Below are 19,018 nucleotides of genomic sequence, written 5' to 3'. Positions count from 1 at the left end.
AGCGTAATGCTCGCCCGCTCGGGACGGGCTTGTGATCATACCTCAGACGGGGCGATCACCCATGACGACCCACCCCACTAAAAAGCCCGTCCCTTCCGGGACGGGCTTTCATCACGATATCGCGGTTGCGATCACTCGATGATCTTCGAGACCACGCCTGCGCCGACGGTGCGGCCGCCTTCGCGGATGGCGAAGCGCAGTTTTTCTTCCATCGCGATCGGGGCGATCAGCTCGACCTCGAACTTCAGGTTGTCGCCCGGCATCACCATTTCCGTGCCTTCCGGCAGCTTCACCGTCCCGGTCACATCCGTCGTGCGGAAGTAGAACTGCGGACGGTAGTTGCCGAAGAACGGGGTGTGGCGGCCGCCTTCTTCCTTGGTCAGGATATAAGCTTCTGCTTCGAACTTGGTGTGCGGGGTCACGGAACCCGGCTTGGCCAGAACCTGACCACGCTCAACACCGTCACGCTCGATACCGCGCAGCAGAGCGCCGATATTGTCGCCGGCTTCACCGCGATCCAGCAGCTTGCGGAACATTTCCACACCGGTGCAGGTGGTTTTCTTGGTGTCGCGGATGCCCACGATTTCCAGTTCGTCGCCGACATTGACAGCGCCACGCTCGACCCGGCCGGTCACAACCGTACCACGGCCCGAGATCGAGAACACGTCTTCGATCGGCATCAGGAACGGCTGGTCCACGGCGCGCTCGGGCGTCGGGATATAGCTGTCCACGGCCTCCAGCAGCGCGCGGATCGATTTTTCACCGATTTCCTCGTCGCGGCCTTCCAGAGCGGCCAGAGCCGAGCCTTTGACGATCGGAATATCGTCGCCCGGGTAGTCGTAGGAGGACAGCAGTTCGCGGACTTCCATCTCGACCAGTTCCAGCAGTTCCTCGTCATCCACCTGGTCGACCTTGTTCAGGTAGACGACCATGTAGGGAATGCCGACCTGACGGCCCAGCAGGATGTGTTCGCGGGTCTGCGGCATCGGGCCGTCAGCGGCGTTCACAACCAGGATCGCGCCGTCCATCTGCGCGGCACCGGTGATCATGTTCTTGACGTAGTCGGCGTGGCCGGGGCAGTCGACATGGGCATAGTGACGGGTGTCGGTCTCATACTCGACGTGAGCGGTCGAGATGGTGATCCCGCGCGCCTTCTCTTCCGGCGCACCGTCGATCTGGTCATAGGCCTGGAAGTCACCGAAATACTTGGTGATCGCAGCCGTCAGAGTCGTCTTGCCGTGGTCAACGTGGCCAATCGTCCCGATGTTAACGTGCGGCTTGTTCCGTTCGAATTTTGCTTTTGCCATTGCAAAGCTCCTTTGAGTGACGGTGCGCCGAGGCGCACCCTACAGGGGTGGTAGGGCGCGAGGTTCCCCCCGCACCGCCTTGATTACGCGTATTTCTTCTGGATTTCTTCCGAGATGTTCTGCGGCACAGCATCGTAATGGTCGAACTGCATCGTGAACACCGCGCGGCCCGAAGACATGGAACGCAGGTTGTTGATATAGCCGAACATATTCGCCAGCGGCACAAACGCGTCGATGACGTTTGCGTTGCCGCGTGCGTCCTGACCGCGAACCATCCCGCGACGGGAGGTCAGGTCACCGATGATCGACCCGGTATATTCTTCCGGCGTGACCACTTCGACGCGCATGATCGGCTCCAGCAGCTTCGCACCCGCTTTACGCAGACCTTCACGCATGCCGGCACGGGCAGCGATTTCGAAGGCGAGCACGGAGGAGTCGACATCGTGGAACGCACCGTCAACCAGTGCGACCTTGAAGTCGATTACCGGGAAGCCTGCCAGCGGACCGCTGTCCATAACCGACTTGATGCCTTTTTCGACGCCGGGGATGTATTCCTTCGGCACCGCACCACCAACGATGCGCGACTCGAAGGAGTAACCTTCGCCCGGCTCGGTCGGGGTGATGATCATCTTCACGCGGGCGAACTGACCGGTACCACCGGACTGCTTCTTGTGCGTGTAGTCGATCTCGGCCTCGGTCGAGATGGTTTCGCGGTAAGCCACCTGCGGCGCACCGATATTCGCCTCGACCTTGAACTCGCGCTTCATGCGGTCGACCAGGATGTCGAGGTGAAGTTCGCCCATGCCCTTCATGATGGTCTGACCCGATTCCAGATCGGTTTCGACGCGGAAAGACGGGTCTTCGGCAGCCAGGCGCTGAAGGGCGAGGCCCATCTTTTCCTGGTCGGCCTTGGACTTCGGCTCCACAGCGATTTCGATCACCGGCTCGGGGAAGGTCATGGTTTCCAGAACCACCGGCTTCTGGGGATCGCACAGCGTGTCACCCGTGGTGGTTTCTTTCAGACCTGCAAGCGCGATGATGTCACCGGCATATGCATTCTCGATCTCTTCACGCTCAATCGCGTGCATGATCATCATGCGGCCGACACGCTCGTTCTTGCCCTTGGTCGAGTTCATCATCGAATCGCCCTTGCTGATCTTGCCCGAATAGATCCGGGAGAAGGTCAGCGAGCCGACGAACTTGTCGTTCATGATTTTGAACGCCAGTGCCGAGAACGGTGCATCGTCATCAGCCGGACGGGCGTGATCGCGCGTTTCCGTTTCGTCATCGGGCGAGAAGCCCATCAGGGTCGGCACGTCGATCGGAGCCGGCAGGAAGTCGATCACGGCGTTAAGAAGCGGCTGCACACCTTTGTTCTTGAACGCAGAACCGGCCATGACCGGGAAGAAGGACAGCGACAGCGTACCCTTACGGATCAGCTTGCGCAGTGTATCCTCGTCCGGCTCATTGCCTTCCAGATAGGCTTCCATCGCATCATCGTCCTGCTCGACAGCAAGCTCGATCATGTTGTTGCGCCATTCGTCGGCCTGATCCTGAAGCTCGGCACGGATCGGCTGGCGAACCCAGCTTGCGCCGAGGTCTTCACCTTTCCAGACCCATTCTTCCATCTTGATCAGGTCGATGATGCCTTCCAGCTTGTCCTCGGCACCGATCGGCAGTGCGATCGGGCACGGGATGCCGCCGGTGCGGTCCTTGATCATCTTGACGCAGTTGAAGTAATCCGCGCCGATCTTGTCCATCTTGTTGACGAAGACGATCCGCGGAACCTTATAGCGGTCAGCCTGACGCCAGACGGTTTCGGTTTGCGGCTCAACGCCGGCATTGGCGTCCAGCAGGCAGATCGCACCATCCAGAACCGCCAGCGAGCGTTCGACTTCGATGGTGAAGTCAACGTGGCCGGGGGTGTCGATGATGTTGAAGCGGAACTTCGTATCCGAGGTGCCGTCAGCGGTCGGGTCTTCCTGACGCTGCCAGAAGGTCGTGGTCGCAGCCGAGGTAATGGTGATACCACGCTCTGCTTCCTGTTCCATCCAGTCCATCGTCGCGGCGCCGTCATGGACTTCGCCGATCTTGTGCGACTTGCCGGTGTAGTAAAGGATACGCTCGGTCGTTGTCGTCTTGCCGGCATCGATGTGCGCCATGATGCCGAAGTTACGATAACGCTGAATCGGATAATCGCGTGCCATAATGGGCCTTCCTTCCGGTTACCAGCGATAATGGCTGAACGCTTTGTTCGCGTCGGCCATCTTGTGGGTGTCTTCGCGCTTCTTGACGGCAGTGCCGCGGCCATTGACGGCATCGGCAAGCTCACCGGCAAGGCGCTCTTCCATGGTGTTTTCGTTGCGGTTTTTCGCAGCGGTGATCAGCCAGCGGATGGCCAGAGCCTCGCGGCGGGTCGGGCGAACCTCGACCGGAACCTGATAGGTGGCACCACCGACGCGGCGCGAACGCACTTCGACGGAAGGTTTCACATTGTCGAGGGCTTCGTGGAAGACTTCGACCGGCGCGCGCTTCAGCTTCGTTTCGACGCGGTCAAGTGCGTTGTAAACGATGCGTTCGGCGACCGATTTCTTCCCGTCAACCATCAGGTTGTTCATGAACTTGGTCAGCACGCGATCGCCATATTTGGCGTCGGGCAGGACTTCGCGCTTCTCAGCGGCGTGACGACGTGACATCTGTGTCTCTCCTTACTTCGGACGCTTGGCGCCGTATTTCGAACGACGCTGGCGACGATCCTTGACGCCCTGGGTATCCAGCACACCGCGCAGGATGTGGTAGCGGACACCCGGAAGGTCTTTCACACGACCACCGCGGATCAGAACAACAGAGTGTTCCTGCAGGTTGTGCTTTTCGCCCGGAATGTAGGAAATGACCTCAAAGCCATTCGTCAGGCGCACCTTGGCGACCTTACGCATAGCAGAGTTCGGTTTCTTCGGCGTCGTGGTGTAGACGCGCGTGCAGACGCCGCGTTTTTGCGGACATCCTTGGAGGTGCTGCGATTTCGAGCGCTGCACCTTGGGCTGCCGCGGTTTGCGGATCAGCTGTTGAATCGTAGGCATTCGGTTCCCCGTCTTGCTCTGTCAATACTCGCACCCGGCCGGATGCGCCACTTCTCGACGGCCAATTGCGCGAATCGCAAAAAGCCAAAGCCCTTCCGTTCCCATGCGGGGGCGGAGGGGCTATCCAGTAAATCCAGGCGCTTGGCCTGAATTCGACCATCTGGTTCTGGATCCCGAGGGCGAAGAACCCATCGGATCGGGCGGGCTATAGGCGGAATCGGCTGGGCTGTCAACAATACTCGCCCCGCAAATGCTGGGGACTAAGGCAGTATATGGGACCCCACTTCACCCATCGCAAGTCGTGACAACCATAGGCACCGCTTTGTCCCGGCGGTCTGTGAATTCCATTCGGCCAGACGCTTGTCCAATCACGTTCCAGAAGTCAGCGCGGGAACGCTATCTCGGCCCGCAATCCCCCCAGATCGGCGCTGCGGCCAAGGCGAAGCTGGCCACCCAGCATCCGCGCCGTATCGGCCGCGATGGCCAGTCCCAGCCCTGTCCCCTCGCCCCGGTTCCGCGAACGGGCCGGGTCCAGTCTGCTGAATGGGCGCATTGCCTCTTCCAGCTTATCCTCGGGAATGCCCGGCCCATCATCTTCGACGCTGATACGTATCGCGCGCGGACCGGCTGCGGCAATGATGCGTATATGCCGTGCATATCGCCCGGCATTACCGATCAGATTTTCAATGGACCGGCGCAAAAGATCGGGCCGGAACGTGGCACTGTCGGCGGCGGTGATATCGTCAGCACGAAACTCGATCTCTTGCCCGGTTCGCGCGGCGTCTTCGATGATACGCTGCATAAAGGGCAGGATCGCAACCTCTTCGGCGGCACCCATATCCTGCGCTGCGTCACGGGCGAAGGCGAGGAATGCGTTGATCATCCCGGACATCTCGTCAAGGTCGCGCCGCATCGCCGCAATCTCTTCTTCGTCCGGCTCTACATCAGGTGAAAGCATGGACAGCGACAGTTGCAGCCGCGTCAGGGGCGTGCGCAGATCATGGCTGATCCCGCTCAGCATCATGCCCCGCTGTTCCGCCAGACGCTCAAGCCGGTTGCGCATATCCAGAAAGGCCGTGCCCGCGCTGCGAATTTCCATCGCGCCGCCCGGTCGGTAGGGCGTCACCCTGCCCCGTCCGTAATCCTCTGCAGCCTTGGCAAGCCGCCGGATCGGTCTGAGTTGGTTGCGCAGGAATATTCCGGCAATAACCGTCATCAGCGCCGCTGTAAAACCCAGCAGGACCAACAGCTGATGCGGATTAGATGCACTGACCCGGCTGCGTTCAAAGCCAAGAACATAGTTGCCCTGCTGCCCCGCCATCCCCAGTCGGACCTGCTTGATGTCGCCCAGTTCGACGACGCGCAAACCCGGAAGCTGGTCACGCAGTTCATCCGCGACAATGCGCCCCGAAAAGTCATAGAACAGGCGCGTCTCGTTCACCGGGCCGCCCGGAACTTCAAGATCAAGGCCGAGATTGCGCGCGATCCATTCAGCGCTTTCCATTGCAGCGGCCGCATCCGGCCCCTGATCGAGATTTCTCGCAACAAAAGCCACTTCTTCCGCAACGCCGCGCGTCATCTGCCGCGTGACATCGTCAAAGTGGCGCTGAAAGAACATGACGGTGACGACCAGAACGACCGTAAAGACAGGCAAAAGCAGGATCAGCACCGCCCGACCGTAAAGCCCGCGTGGCATGAGGCGTTTCAGCCAGTTGAAGTCGGTTCCGTTTCGCATGGCGCCCCCTGTGCCGCACGGCTAAGTTAGTCACTGACACTGCCGAGGAAAACCCGCGACAATGCTTCAGACGATACTTGCCCCCAACCCCTCCCCCCTGACAGGTTCGGGAACGAACACATTTCTGCTGGGACAGACCCGCATCGCCATCATCGACCCCGGCCCAGATATCCTGTCACACCGGCAGGCAATCCTTGAGGCAGGACAGGGCAGGATCAGCCATATCCTGGTGACACATGCTCATCTGGACCACTCCGAAGGTGCCGCCGCATTGGCGAAAGAGGCGGGAGCCCCGATTCTGGCTCTCGGTCGCGCAGATGCAGGGCGCTCCGCCGTGATGGAAACATTGGTCGAGACTGCCGGCGGCGGCGAGGGGCGGGACACTGACTTTCGTCCCGACCAACTGCTGCGCGACGGCGATGTTGTCGAAGGCGAAGGCTGGATGCTGCGCGCCGTTCACACGCCTGGCCATATGGGCAACCATCTGTCCTATCTTTGGGATGACCAGCTGTTTTGCGGCGATATCATTCTGGGCTGGTCCTCTACCCTGATTTCTCCGCCCGATGGGGATCTGGTCGATTATTTCCGCAGCCTCGACAGGATCGAATCGCTGCAGCTCAGAAAACTGTTTCCGGCACACGGGCAGCCCGTCGACGACCCGGCATCGCGAATCGCGGAATTGAGGCTTCACCGCCGACAGCGAAGCGCCCAGATACTGGGCGCCCTCAGAAGCGGTCCTTCCGATGCCGCCACAATCGCCCAAACGATATATGACGTTCCACCCCAACTGTTGCCTGCTGCCGCTCGCAATGTGCTGGCTCACCTGATCGCGATGGCAGAGCTGGGCGTTCTGGTCACCGATGCCCCGATTACACCGACAACTCTTTTTTCACTTCCATGAAACTTTTCCGACGAACCCCTCTGGACGCTGCCGAAACAGGTTGCTATATCGCCCCCCGTGTTCCGGCGTAGCTCAGCGGTAGAGCAGTTGACTGTTAATCAATTGGTCGTAGGTTCGATCCCTACCGCCGGAGCCATAATTTCTTAGAGATTACAACACGATATAGGCCGCCCACTGGGGCGGCCTTCGTCGTTTTCGGCAGGCTCTGCAACAACTCTACAACATTAGGCAGTGCCGCCGTCAGCCAAGCGTTTTGCACGATCCGCGAAACACTGCGGATCATAGCAGAAGCCGAGGAAGCCCTTTTCGTCACGGCAGAAGTCAGTCACAAAGTTTTCGCCGATGTAGTGATTGATCACGCGTTGCGCGGCTTCGACTTCGGCAAGTGCACGCTCGTCTGTGTGATTGTCGGTCATGCTGCCGCCCCCAGCTTGAGCTGGTTTGCCGCGTCGAACCAGACATTTTGCAAATCTCGCAGTTCGCTTGCCAATTTCTCGACAGTCGAGACAGAAAAGCCAAACTCTTTGTCAGCAATGAGAATGGCAAGCACCGCTCGATCTTCGTCGATTAGCGGATTCAAGCGTTGTCCTCTGACGACAACACTGCCAGCTTCAAAAGACACGTCACACTCGTCGATTTGTGTTGACATGATCGCAAGCGCCATAGCGAGTTGCGTCTTGCTCATTTGCTGGATGGATGCGAGGGTTTTTTCCTCAGGTGAGATGGTCATATTATTGGCTCCTTTCGTATAAAGCCATTTGGTAGCCACGTTCCGAGTGGATGCTGGCCGTGGTGATTAACTGGCATACAGAGCGAGGTCTGGGACATGGGGCAGCAGGGGCGCGAACCTAACAAGCTGACGCCCCAAGAGCTTGCCGTGTTCGAGCTGGAACCCTCCGAGTTCCAGCCTGAAAGGCCCATGGACAGCGACGATGCCACCGGTGCGCCCAGCGGCAGGCGTCACTCACGGGAGGTCGCAGTTCGAGCTTGGGAATATCTCGAACGGCACGATCCAGCACAGCCATTGCCGACTTGGGTGTCGGACTATCTCCGCAGTGTAGCTGGCAAGATTCTCGCGGACCTTGGTCCACGCGGCAGCTTGTCGCCCGCATCCGCACATGCAGCCCTCGGCATCGTCGGGGAGCAATGGCCCGATCATCACCCGGAATCCGTCTATGCGATCATCAGCGCGTGGATCGACCCTGATCGACCCGGTGGCCCGGTGGTTAGCGGGCGAAAGGCTGGCGCGGTGCGCTACATCGAAGAATAGATGGGGAACGACCCCAACATCCAAGTCGAAACCGTGATCGAATGGTATCGAAAGGGGCAAACCTCACGTCGGCGCTCGTTGAACGGCACCTGATCAATACGCAATGCAGAAACCGATGCGGCACTGGCACATCCAAATGCGCAACTTCTTCTTGGCATATGCGAGAAAAAGATAGACACTACCATCTATAGTTGTCGTCAGGTGGAATATGCCAACATTTTGTGAGCACTTTGGACTGCCGCACACTCAAGCGGAAGTTGACTTTGTTGATGTCGATCTTGAAACAGATACCCAGTTATGCGCCAGTTGGTTTTTGCGGCAATTGCGGCAGCGCTGCCTTTCGCCGTATCGGCAGATGAATTAGGGTCAGGACTCATAGCCAACAGATGACGGTTGCTGCGAGTGCGATTGCCGAGAGGAAGACCTTTGCGCACCGGTCATACCGTGTCGCGACACGTCGCCGGTCCTTCAGCCTGCCGAACATGATTTCGATGCGGTTGCGCCGTTTGTATCGGCGCTTGTCGTACTTCACAGTTTTCTTGCGCTGCTTTCGACCGGGGATACCACGCGCGTATCCCTTTGTCTTTCAATGCTTCCCTGAACCAGTCGGCATCATAGCTCCGATCGCCGAGCAGCCAATCGACATCCGGCAGGCTGCCGAGCAATGCCCGTGCGCCGATGTAGTCGCTGACCTGACCGGCGGTGACGAACAGATTGAGCGGGCGCCCCTGGCTGTCGCAAATGGCATGCAGTTTGGTATTCATGCCGCCCTTGGTTCGGCCGATCAGGCGTCCACGCCCCCGTTCGTCGGGAAAACAGTCCACTGGACTGTTTTCTAATCCTCCGAACTCACGGCCATGCTGGTCACGGTCCGGTGCGCCTTCAGATAGGTGGCGTTAATCATGACCGTCTTCCTCTCACAGTGTTCGCCGGCCATAATCTGCGCGAAAACGCCCTTATCACTCCACCGCTTCCAGCGGTTGTAGAGCGTTTTGTGCGGGCCGTATTCCGCAGGTGCGTCGCGCCAGCGCAACCCATTGCGGTTGATGAAGATAATCCCGCTCAGCACACGACGATCATCGACGCGCGGCTTGCCGTGGGACTTCGGGAAATAGGGCTCAAGACGCGCCATCTGAGCATCGCTCAGCCAGAAGAGATCAGACATGTTCACCGCTCCATTCTCGAACGGTGAAGCACGCAGTTCGCGCGAAATCAATGGGTCTCGAGCCTAGGCTCCAGACTCGTTCTTTATCATACCCAGAAGAGGACGGTTGCGGCGAGAGCGATGGCTGAGAAAAAGGTTTCCGGGCATCGGTCGTATCGGGTGGCCAAGTGTCTCCAGTCTTTGAGGCTAACGAACATGACCTCGATCCGGTTGCGGCGTTTCTATCGGCGCTCGTCGTGTTTCACCGCCCTCTTGCGCCGCTTACGGCCGGGAGTACACGCGCGTATCCCTTTGTCTTTAAACGCCTCTCGGAACCAGTCGGCGTCATAGCCCCGATTGGCGAGCTGCCAGTCAGCCTTCGGCAGGCTACCCAGCAGCGCCGCTGCTGCGGTGTAATCGCTTCTGTGGTTGCCGCCCTTAGCGCAAGAAGTTTCTGACCTTGTTGGCGTGTGATCGAGTGCGAACTTCTGTGAGGCCTTCATGACGCGGCGATTCCAGAAGCCGCAGGCCGAGATGGTGATCAGCGAATTAGGTCCAAATCTGACTTTCGAGCTCTTAGCTCGTAGCGATTAACTGGTTTTCCCAACCCAGATCTGTTCGATCGTTTTGCCCATTCAGGTCGTCGTCTTCCCACACCCCTTGGCACCGTTGCTAACAGTTCGGCATGAACATTATGCTGTGACTGCAAGCGCGGGATTCTTGTAGTTCTCGTTCTTCGTCAGCATCGCCCAAATCTGCCGGGCCATCTTGTTGGCCAGAGCGATCGCGACCAACATCTTAGGTTTGCGTGCCAACAAGCGTGAAAGCCAGCTCCCTTCTACAATGGTGCGCTGCCCAAGCCAGTTTAACCGTGACATTGCGCCAATGATAAGGAGACGTCGGATATCGGCCTGACCGGCCTTGGTCATTCGACCCAGACGCTCTTTGCCTCCAGAGGAATGCTGTCTTGGCACCAAACCCAACCAAGCCGCAAAGTCACGTCCAGTCTTGAACTGTGCCATGTCAGGTCCGAACGCTTCCACGGCGACAGCCGTCAGGGGGCCAACACCCGGCATGGTTTGTAGCTGACGCGCCCTGTCCGACTGGGAGGCCAGAACTTTGAGTTTCGTGGTGCGCTTGGCAATACGCGTCGTTTTCTCTGCAATCTGCGCCAGCAGATCCTGGCACTCCTCCCGGATCAATGCTGGCAGTTCGGATGCCGCATCCTCCACAAATGCTACCATGCGGTCGAGGTAGCGTATTCCCGCGGGAAATACGTGGCCATGTTCGTACAGTAGCGCCCGCAAGGCGTTCACATCCGCAGTGCGCTGATGAACCAATCGTTCCCGGCCCCGGAAGACCGCCGCGCAAGACTGCTGCTCGACTGTTTTGGGCTCCACGAAACGCATCTCAGGCTGGCGTGCCGCAATGACAAGCGCCTCAGCATCGGCCGCATCATTTTTCTGCCGCTTCACAAAAGGGCGCACATATTGCGGTGCGATCAGCTGTACCTCGTGCCCAAGAGCTTCCATCTCACGGGCCCAAAAATGTGCGCTGCCGCATGCTTCGAAAATCACCATGCTAGGCTCTTGCTGCGCCATAAACGCGGGGAATTGCTTTCGCGTCAGTTTTTTGCGGAACTGGACCTCCCCCGTTCGAAAGGCACCATGAACTTGAAAAACTGCCTTTGCCAGATCGACCCCGATCATCATATTCTTCATCTCGCCGTCCTCCTTTGCGCGTGGCGTTGAAAACCACGACCTTGGCACATTGCGATGCCGTCTAGGGAGGGCGGCAACCACTCCATCTGACCTGTCCGGCCGAGATGAAGAACCCGACCGGACAGCCCTTCGCATCGGTTGCCGCGTGCAATTTGGTATTCATGCCGACCGTTCTTAGGAAAACTATCCTCGGGATCGCCTTCTGATCTTCGAACTTCGGCCTATTTCGCGGGCACGCCCCCTTTTTAACGCCCAGGCTTGAGGCCTTGCGGTGCGCCTGCAGATAGGTCGCATCCATAATGATCGTCTTGTGCTCAGTTCCCTCGGCGGACAGGCCCGTCAGGATACGGGCGAAAACGCCGTTATCGCTCCAGCGGTTGTAGAGAGTCTTTGCCGGCCCGTATTCCTTCGGCGCATCGCAGCATCGCAACCCATTGCGGTTGATGAAGATAATACCGTTCAGCACACGCCGATCATAGACGCGCGGCTTGCCGTGGGGCTTCGGGAAATAGGGCTCAGGAAGCGCCATCTGCGCATCTGTCCGCCAGAAAAGATCAGACATGTTCACGCTCGTTTTCGGGCGGCGAAGCACGTAGCCCAACCGAAATCAATGGGTCCTGACCCTAAACGAACTCTATCGAATGGCGTCTGGTCAAAGCAGATCGTCTTGCCCGGAACGGCCTTCGTGCTGACGCCTGGCCTTAGTCCTCGGCGGTAGCCTCGGCGCGGCTTTTGCCCGAAACATCCAGTGCCAGTGTCGCCGCCATGAAGGCATCCAGGTCGCCGTCCAAGACGCCCTGGGTATCCGAGGTCTCGTGCGAGGTGCGCAGGTCCTTTACCATCTGGTAGGGATGGAGCACGTAGGAGCGGATCTGGTTGCCCCAGCCGGCATCGCCCTTGGCGTCATGCTGGGCGTTGATCTCAGCGTTGCGCTTGTCGAGCTCCATCTGGTAAAGCCTTGCTTTCAAAGCATTCATCGCGGCTTCACGGTTCTGGTGCTGCGACTTCATCGAACTTGTCACAACAATATTCGTCGGCAAGTGGGTGATCCGCACCGCCGAATCCGTGGTGTTGACGTGCTGACCGCCCGCACCCGAGGAACGGTAGGTGTCGATGCGGATTTCGCTGTCCGGAATGGTGATCTCGATATTGTCATCCACCACCGGATAGACCCAGACCGAGCTGAAAGAGGTGTGCCGCCGCGCCGAACTGTCATAGGGCGAGATCCGAACCAGCCGGTGCACCCCGGATTCGGTCTTGAGCCAGCCATATGCGTTGTGACCCGAAATCTTATAGGCAGCAGACCTGATCCCTGCCTCTTCGCCCGCGGATTCGGAAATCAGTTCGACGTCATAGCCTTTCTTCTCGGCCCAACGCACATACATCCGCGCCAGCATCGACGCCCAGTCGCAGCTTTCCGTGCCGCCAGCACCGGCGTTGATTTCAAGGAAGGTGTCGTTGCCGTCCGCTTCGCCATTCAGCAGGGCTTCGAGTTCTTTTTGCGCGGCCTCCTCGGCCAGCTTTTTCAGGTTACCCTCAGCCTCGGCCACAAGTTCGCTGTCGCCTTCAGCCTCGGCCAGTTCGACCATTTCAGCATTGGCCTCCAGATCGCCGGACAGACGACGGTAGCCTTCGACCGAATCCGCAAGGGCCTGCCGGTCGCGCATCAGCTTCTGTGCGCGCGCGGGGTCGTTCCACAGATCGCCATCTTCGATCATGGCGTTCAGCTCTTCCAGCCGATGGGGTGCGGTTTCCCAATCCATGCGCTGTGCCAGCAGCCGCAGGGACTTGCGGATCGCTTCGACGGTGGCAGCGGTTTCGGCACGCATGAGATTGGTCCTTCCTGATCGGGTGGATGGTCAGATAACCCGTCAGCGCCGCCCTCACAAGGGCAGCGCCGCAGCCTGTCTGTGGGTCAGTACAGGCCACCCGAGGAAATGGTGCCGAAATCGGCCTTCCTTGGGATGACCTTCTTCTGCCCGGTCGAGGTGGTGATGGCCTTGGCGCCATAGCTCCCTTCGCTCGCCTTGGGCAGTTCCTTCAGCGTCAGCGGCAGGCCGTCGACGCTGGGCATGACTTTCGGTTCAAAGCCGCCGTCGATGTAATCCATGCCGGTATTCAGGTCCGAACCCTCGCGGAAGAATTCCGAAATGACATTCGGGCCGGAGGCATCGGAGGGCAGGCGTGCGCCGGTGAAGCGGTCGATCTTCACGAAATAGCCGCCCTCTGGCACCTTGAACTGACTGCCGCCATATTCCTTTACCGCTTCACGCATGAACGCGTTGAACACAGGCACACAGAGCGTGCCGCCAAAAGCGTTGCTGCCCAGCGTTCGCGGTTGGTCATAGCCCAGATAGCAGCCTGCCACGATGTTGGATGTGAAGCCGACGAACCAGACATCCTTGGCGTCGTTGGTCGTGCCGGTTTTGCCAGCGACAGGCACCGGCAGGTTGACACCCGAACCAGAGCCGCGCTTGACCACACCCTCCATCATCGAGGTGATCTGATAGGCGGTGACGGCGTCCATCACGCGCTCGCGGTTGGTGTCGATCTCGGGAGAGGTTCCGGCAGGCAGGGCATTCATCGAGCAGCCCACGCAATCGCGCTGATCGTGGCGATAGATGGTGCGGCCGCGACGGTCCTGCACGCGGTCCACCAGTGTCGGCTCAACCCGCTCGCCGCCATTGGCAAACATCGCATAGGCAGCGACCATGTTATACAGCGTAGTCTCCTGCGCGCCCAGAGAGTTGGCGAGGAAAGGCCGCATCTGTCCTTCGGGATAGACACCGAAGCGTTCGGCGTAATCGGCGACGGTTTCCATGCCGATATCCTGCGCCACCCGGATCGTCATCAGGTTCCGCGACTGTTCGATACCTGTGCGCAGCGGTGTCGGACCATATGTCCGGTTGGAGCTATTTTTGGGCCGCCACATTCCATCAGGTGTGTTTATCGCGATCTCCTCATCGACGACGATAGTGGCCGGAGTATAGCCGCCATCCAATGCCGCAGCATAAACGAAGGGTTTGAAGCTTGAACCGGGCTGCCGCATCGCCTGTGTCGCACGGTTAAAGACCGACGATTGGTAGGAGAAACCACCCTGCATGGCGATGACGCGGCCCGTATTTACGTCCATCGCCATGAAACCGCCTTCGATTTCCGGCACCTGCCGCAATGTCCAGCGAATGAAGCTGCCATCGCTGTCGCTTGTCATTGCGCGCACCATTACGACATCGCCGGTCTTAACCAGATCGCCGGCGCCCTGCGCCCTGCCGCCGAGCGAGCCGTCCTCCAGCAGTGGACGCGCCCATTGCGCATCCTTGGCCGGTATCCAGTGACCGTCGGCATCTTCCTCGATCCCCTCGATCCCGATCCGCGCATTGCCGCCCTCGACAGCCAGCACGACTGCGGGCATCCAGCCGGGGATGTCGCGCGGTGCTTCACTGATATCGAAAAGTGCGCCGCGCCACGCGGCCTCATCGTTCAACTGGTCGGCGGCGATATTGGCGATCACACCATGCCAGATACCGCGTCCACGGTCATAATCCTCCAACGCCTCGCGCAGCGCATCTGCTGCAAGGTTTTGCATGTGAGGTTCAACGGTTGCACGAATCGTCAGGCCACCACCAAAGAATTCATCCTGCCCGAATTCCTCGGACAATTGGCGGCGGATCTCGTCGGTGAAATAATCGCGCGGCGGCAGCTTTTCGGAAAACGCCTCAAAATCGCCGTTCTGGACAGAGCGCAGGGGCTGTTCAGCCTCTGATCGGTAGGTTGCCTCGTCAATATAGCCGTTCTGCCACATTTCCCGGAGAACGTAATTGCGCCGGTCGGTCACGACCTCTTTCGCGCGGACGGGGTGATAGCGACCCGGCGCCTGCGGCATGGCGGCCAGCGTCGCGGCCTCATGCGGGGCAAGTTCGGACAGGGTTTTATTGAAATAGGTCTGCGCGGCGGCGGCCACGCCATAACTGTTCTGACCCAGAAATATCTCATTCAGGTAAAGCTCAAGGATCTGGTCCTTGGTCAGCGACTGCTCCAGCCGAGTGGCGAGGATCAGTTCTTTCACCTTCCGCTCGACCGTCCGGTCAGAGGACAGCAACAGATTCTTTGTCACCTGCTGAGGAATGGTCGAGGCACCGCGCAGGTTCGCCCCGCCAGAGGCCACCGCCTGATAGGCCGCTGCCGCAATACCCCGGGGGTCGAAGCCGTGGTGGTTGTAGAAGTTCTTATCCTCGGCAGAGACAAAGGCTTCCTTGACCAGTGCGGGAATTTCTTCTCCCGGCACGAAAAGACGGCGTTCCTGCGCGAATTCGTCAATCAACTGCCCTTCACCGGAATAAACGCGGCTGATCGTCTTGGGCGCATATTGCGACAATTGTTCATGGCTGGGTAGGTCGCGCGAGAATGTCCAGAACACGCCGCCGAGAATCAACATTCCGAAAATCGCGCCTGTGACCAGGAACGAGAAGATAGACCCGAAAAAGGATAGAATAAACCGAACCACGCGGTGCTGCCTCTTGCGACTTTTTGCGGCTTCTTAAACGTCGCAGATGGACGCGTCAAAACAAGCTTGGGTGACTGGTATATATAAATGGTAAATTTTTGCTAGTGGCGGCGTAGCGTCGCGCGTGCGGTATCGTCCTCTGACCATGTCACGACAGCCTGGGAAATGGCCCCTGCCATACGGGCGCGCCAAGCGTCATTTGTCAGGTTTTCGCGATCACCCGCGTCGGTCAGAAAGCCCAGCTCGACCAGAACCGAAGGAATATCGGGCGATTTCAGTACGCTGAACGCAGCGCCCTTCACGGGCCTGCTGCGCAAAGCCAGCCCGGCCTGCGCAAGCGATGACGACATATGCTGGGCCAGGGCCTCCGACCTCGGCTGCGTATCCGCTCGCGCCATATCCATCAGCGTGGCCGCGATGTGATCGTCCGTTCCGGCAAGATCCAACCCGGCCACCAGATCGGCGCGGTCGTGCCGAGCGGCAAGCTGCCGAGAGGCACGGTCATCCGCCTCGGTATTCCAGGTAAAGATCGCGGCACCCGCGGCCTGCCCATCCGGCAACGCATCGGCATGAAGCGAGATCAGAAGATCGGCCTTTGATGCGCGTGCTTCGGTCATCCGCGCCTCCAGTCCGACGAATTCGTCCCGGCGTCGCGTCAGCACGACCTCAAACCCCGCACGGATAAGCTTTTCCGTCAGCTCATGGGCAAAGTCCAGCATCAGATCAGCTTCGCGCAGCCCCGCCTCGACCGCGCCTGCATCTATGCCGCCATGTCCGGGATCAATCGCCACCCTCACGGGCCGCGGTCGCGCCGGGTCGACCACAGGCGTCGTCGGTTCCGGCAGGTTCCACATGGCTGACACGGCATTCGAGGCACCAACGAATTCTTCCGCCGCAACGGGCACCAACCTGATATCCAGCCGTGCGCTGTCACCTGATTTCATCGTTGCACTTTCGACGGCATATGGCGCACGAAGCTGGAAAACCAGCCTGTGCCAGCCATCGCTGATCGGCCCGTTGCGCAAACCTTCGAACAGTTCCGCCCCCCTGATCGCGGCCAGATCATCCGCGTCCGCGCCTGCTCCCTTCATATCGACAATCAGGCGCTTCGGTTCGGCCACGAGCGTCAGGCGATAGGGTATGCCCCGCGTCAGTCGCAACGATATCAGCAGGTCCTCTGCCTCCAGCGTGACTGACGAGGCAGCGACGTCCAGTTTCGGCGCCTGATCCTGTGCAAGCGCCGCAAAAGGCAGGATCAGCCAGATCAACAGCGCCAGGCAGCGCATCACCGTTGGTCCATGAAACGGGTCAGCCGCGCGATACCCTCGGCAATATCATCAGTGCTGCGGGCATAGGAGAAACGCAGTGTCGTGGCCCCGCGACGGGGATCGAAATCCAGCCCCGGAGTCACGGCCACACCCGCGTGATCCAGAATCTCGGCCGCGAAAGAAAGGCTGTCATCCGTCAGCGCAGAAACATCGGCATAAATATAGAAGGCCCCATCCGGTGGCGCGATCCTGTCAAAGCCGATCTTCGGCAATGCCTCCAGCAACAGGCGGCGGTTTTCGGCATAGGTCGCCAGCAACGCATCGCACTCGTCGCGCGCATCCAATGCTGCGAGCGCCGCAACCTGTGACGCATGGGGCGGGCAAATGAACATGTTCTGCGCGATGCGCTCGATCGTGCGGATATGATCCTGCGGCACGACCATCCAGCCGATCCGCCAGCCGGTCATCGAAAAATACTTCGAGAACGAATTGATTACATAAACGTCATCGCTGACTTCCAGTGCCGAATGGCACCGCGCGCCATAGCTCAGCCCGTGATAGATTTCGTCCGAGATGACGCTGACATCCAAATCAGCCGCGCGATCCAACAGCCCGCGATAATCGTCCAGCCCAAGCATGGTGCCAGACGGATTGCCGGGCGAGGCCAGCATCAGTCCCTGCACATCCGTCGGAATTTCATTCGGTCGCGGCTGATAGCGGTTTTCCGGTGCGGTCTGGATGCCGACAGGTTCAAGCGACATTGCCCGCATGATCTGACGATAGCTGGGATAGCCCGGCTCACCCAGGGCAACCCGATCCCCCGCATCAAACAGCGCCGAAAAGGCCAGCATGAACGCCCCCGAGGATCCTGGTGTGACAACCACCCGCGCCGGGTCCAGATCGACGCCATAACAGTCGCGATACAGCACCGCGATCCCCTCGCGCAATTCCGGCAGACCAAGCGCGACCGTATAACCCAGCGGCTCTGCCAGCCTGGCCTGCAAAGCCGCACGAGCTGCCCCAGGCGCACCGGTTGCAGGCTGGCCGACCTCCATATGGATGATATGCTGGCCCCCCGCCTCTGCCCGACGCGCGGATTCCATGACATCCATGACGATGAACGGGTCGACCTGACCACGAACTGACTGCCGCATTTCTGCCTCTGCTGCTTTTTTTGGTCTATGCCCCCCGCCCGACCGCCGGGTCAAGCTATTCACGCAAGCTTGGCTTGTCTTTCCCGGCATTTCTCGACAGTCTCCGCCCAAAGTTGGAAAGGATGCCATGATGAAATCGCTGCTCGCCGCCCTGCTCATGACTGCCACACCGGCCCTCGCACTGGACCTCGGCGCGATGAGCGATAGCGAAAAAGAGGCATTCGGCGCGGCTGTTCGCGAATACCTGATGGAAAACCCCGAAGTCATGATCGAGGCGATGAACGCGCTTGAACAGCGCCGCATGGCTGAGGAAACGAAAAATGACGCGGCGATGATCGCCCAGCTTCAGGATGAAATCTACAACGATGGCAACAGCTATGTCGGCGGCAACCCCGACGGCGATATCACTGTCGTCGAATTCATCGACTACCGCTGCGGCGTCTGCCGGCAGGTCTTTCCCCATGTCGAAGAGGTCGTGGCCAATGACGAGAACGTCCGCGTCATCTTCAAGGATTATCCGATCCTGGGCGAGGAAAGCGAACTTGCGTCACGCTTTGCCATTGCGGTGAAGCAGGCCGAAGGCAACGAGGCATATAAGAAAGTCCATGACCATTTCTATACGATGCGCGGCAATGTCAGCGAGGACAGCCTGCGCGCCACAGCAGAAGAAATGGGCTTCGATGCCGACGCCATCATGACGGCGATGAACTCGGACGCGGTAAATGAGGTGCTGGCCGCAAATGCGCAGCTGGCCCAGCAATTGCAGATTTCCGGCACGCCCAGCTTCATCATTGGCGACACGCTGCTGCGCGGTATGCCGCAGACCGGCATCGTTCCCGTGATCGAACAGGCGCGTCAGGCGCAGGAAGGCTGATCGCCTGTCAGCACATCTGCTCTGTCTTTGGTGAGATAAATACCTCGGGGTCCGGGGCAG

At 59.4% G+C, this 19,018-nt stretch carries 15 protein-coding genes, 1 tRNA gene and 3 pseudogenes; 4 read left to right on the top strand and 15 right to left on the bottom strand.

Annotated features, from left to right (window positions below; all coding sequences use genetic code 11):
* Window positions 1–131 precede the first annotated feature (131 nt).
* From tuf to PAF20_RS05650, 5 genes are all read right to left on the bottom strand, one after another.
* Window positions 132–1,307 carry an elongation factor Tu gene (tuf, locus tag PAF20_RS05670; RefSeq protein WP_271072128.1) on the bottom strand — a complete coding sequence of 392 codons (1,176 nt, stop codon included), beginning with the start codon at window positions 1,305–1,307 and terminating at the stop codon, window positions 132–134.
* Window positions 1,308–1,390: 83 nt separating this feature from the next.
* Complete coding sequence (gene fusA, locus PAF20_RS05665; RefSeq protein WP_271072743.1) at window positions 1,391–3,514, bottom strand: elongation factor G; 2,124 nt, start codon at window positions 3,512–3,514, stop codon at window positions 1,391–1,393.
* A gap of 18 nt (window positions 3,515–3,532) precedes the next feature.
* A complete protein-coding gene (rpsG, locus tag PAF20_RS05660; protein ID WP_271072742.1) occupies window positions 3,533–4,003 on the bottom strand; it encodes a 30S ribosomal protein S7 in 471 nt (156 codons plus the stop codon).
* Between the two features lie 12 nt (window positions 4,004–4,015).
* Window positions 4,016–4,387 carry a 30S ribosomal protein S12 gene (gene rpsL / locus PAF20_RS05655; RefSeq protein ID WP_022705687.1) on the bottom strand — a complete coding sequence of 124 codons (372 nt, stop codon included), beginning with the start codon at window positions 4,385–4,387 and terminating at the stop codon, window positions 4,016–4,018.
* 382 nt (window positions 4,388–4,769) lie between these two features.
* Entirely contained in the window at window positions 4,770–6,122 is a 1,353-nt protein-coding gene (locus tag PAF20_RS05650) for an ATP-binding protein (protein ID WP_271072741.1), read from the bottom strand.
* Between the two features lie 61 nt (window positions 6,123–6,183).
* Between PAF20_RS05650 and PAF20_RS05645 the strand changes: the two genes are divergently transcribed.
* Together PAF20_RS05645 and PAF20_RS05640 are read left to right on the top strand one after the other, a co-directional pair.
* Window positions 6,184–7,023, top strand: a complete 840-nt coding sequence (locus tag PAF20_RS05645) for an MBL fold metallo-hydrolase (RefSeq protein ID WP_271072740.1) — start codon at window positions 6,184–6,186, stop codon at window positions 7,021–7,023.
* Between the two features lie 61 nt (window positions 7,024–7,084).
* Window positions 7,085–7,159: transfer RNA gene (locus tag PAF20_RS05640), tRNA-Asn, on the top strand.
* Between the two features lie 88 nt (window positions 7,160–7,247).
* Here PAF20_RS05640 and PAF20_RS05635 read toward each other — a convergent pair.
* Both PAF20_RS05635 and PAF20_RS05630 read right to left on the bottom strand, forming a co-directional pair.
* A complete protein-coding gene (locus tag PAF20_RS05635; RefSeq protein ID WP_271072739.1) occupies window positions 7,248–7,439 on the bottom strand; it encodes a hypothetical protein in 192 nt (63 codons plus the stop codon).
* Window positions 7,436–7,753, bottom strand: coding sequence for a hypothetical protein (locus PAF20_RS05630; protein ID WP_271072738.1), 318 nt, complete (start codon window positions 7,751–7,753; stop codon window positions 7,436–7,438). The genes PAF20_RS05635 and PAF20_RS05630 overlap by 4 nt, the downstream gene beginning before the upstream one ends.
* A 96-nt stretch (window positions 7,754–7,849) precedes the next feature.
* On the opposite strand from PAF20_RS05630, the gene PAF20_RS05625 reads away from it, so the two are divergent.
* Window positions 7,850–8,293 (top strand): hypothetical protein, encoded by a 444-nt coding sequence (locus tag PAF20_RS05625; RefSeq protein ID WP_271072737.1) that lies wholly within the window; start codon window positions 7,850–7,852, stop codon window positions 8,291–8,293.
* A 373-nt stretch (window positions 8,294–8,666) separates the two neighbouring features.
* On the opposite strand, the pseudogene PAF20_RS18835 reads toward PAF20_RS05625, so the two are convergent.
* From PAF20_RS18835 to PAF20_RS05575, 8 genes and pseudogenes are all read right to left on the bottom strand, one after another.
* Window positions 8,667–9,458, bottom strand: a pseudogene (locus PAF20_RS18835) (IS5 family transposase).
* An 86-nt stretch (window positions 9,459–9,544) separates the two neighbouring features.
* Window positions 9,545–9,859, bottom strand: a pseudogene (locus PAF20_RS05605) (transposase); the annotation flags it as partial.
* Window positions 9,860–10,129: 270 nt separating this feature from the next.
* Window positions 10,130–11,158: an IS110 family RNA-guided transposase gene (locus tag PAF20_RS05600; protein WP_271072734.1), complete on the bottom strand. Its 1,029-nt coding sequence runs from the start codon at window positions 11,156–11,158 to the stop codon at window positions 10,130–10,132.
* A gap of 88 nt (window positions 11,159–11,246) precedes the next feature.
* A pseudogene (locus PAF20_RS05595) lies at window positions 11,247–11,720 on the bottom strand (transposase); the annotation flags it as partial.
* 139 nt (window positions 11,721–11,859) lie between these two features.
* Window positions 11,860–12,987, bottom strand: a complete 1,128-nt coding sequence (gene prfB, locus PAF20_RS05590; RefSeq protein ID WP_271072733.1) for a peptide chain release factor 2 — start codon at window positions 12,985–12,987, stop codon at window positions 11,860–11,862.
* An 86-nt stretch (window positions 12,988–13,073) separates the two neighbouring features.
* A complete protein-coding gene (locus PAF20_RS05585; RefSeq protein ID WP_271072732.1) occupies window positions 13,074–15,662 on the bottom strand; it encodes a penicillin-binding protein 1A in 2,589 nt (862 codons plus the stop codon).
* A 101-nt stretch (window positions 15,663–15,763) separates the two neighbouring features.
* Window positions 15,764–16,948, bottom strand: coding sequence for an N-acetylmuramoyl-L-alanine amidase family protein (locus PAF20_RS05580; protein ID WP_271072731.1), 1,185 nt, complete (start codon window positions 16,946–16,948; stop codon window positions 15,764–15,766).
* Window positions 16,948–18,084: a pyridoxal phosphate-dependent aminotransferase gene (locus PAF20_RS05575; protein WP_271072730.1), complete on the bottom strand. Its 1,137-nt coding sequence runs from the start codon at window positions 18,082–18,084 to the stop codon at window positions 16,948–16,950. Before PAF20_RS05575 ends, PAF20_RS05580 begins: the two co-directional genes overlap by 1 nt.
* Before the next feature lie 130 nt (window positions 18,085–18,214).
* Here PAF20_RS05575 and PAF20_RS05570 point away from each other — a divergent pair, with 130 nt between their 5' ends.
* Window positions 18,215–18,958 carry a DsbA family protein gene (locus PAF20_RS05570; protein ID WP_271072729.1) on the top strand — a complete coding sequence of 248 codons (744 nt, stop codon included), beginning with the start codon at window positions 18,215–18,217 and terminating at the stop codon, window positions 18,956–18,958.
* Window positions 18,959–19,018: the final 60 nt, after the last annotated feature.

The organism is Paracoccus albus, assembly GCF_027913035.1.
Taxonomy (GTDB): Bacteria; Pseudomonadota; Alphaproteobacteria; order Rhodobacterales; family Rhodobacteraceae; genus Paracoccus; species Paracoccus albus.
The sequence above is the reverse complement of the archived record's forward strand: the minus strand, read 5'-3'. Positions and strand labels throughout refer to the sequence as shown.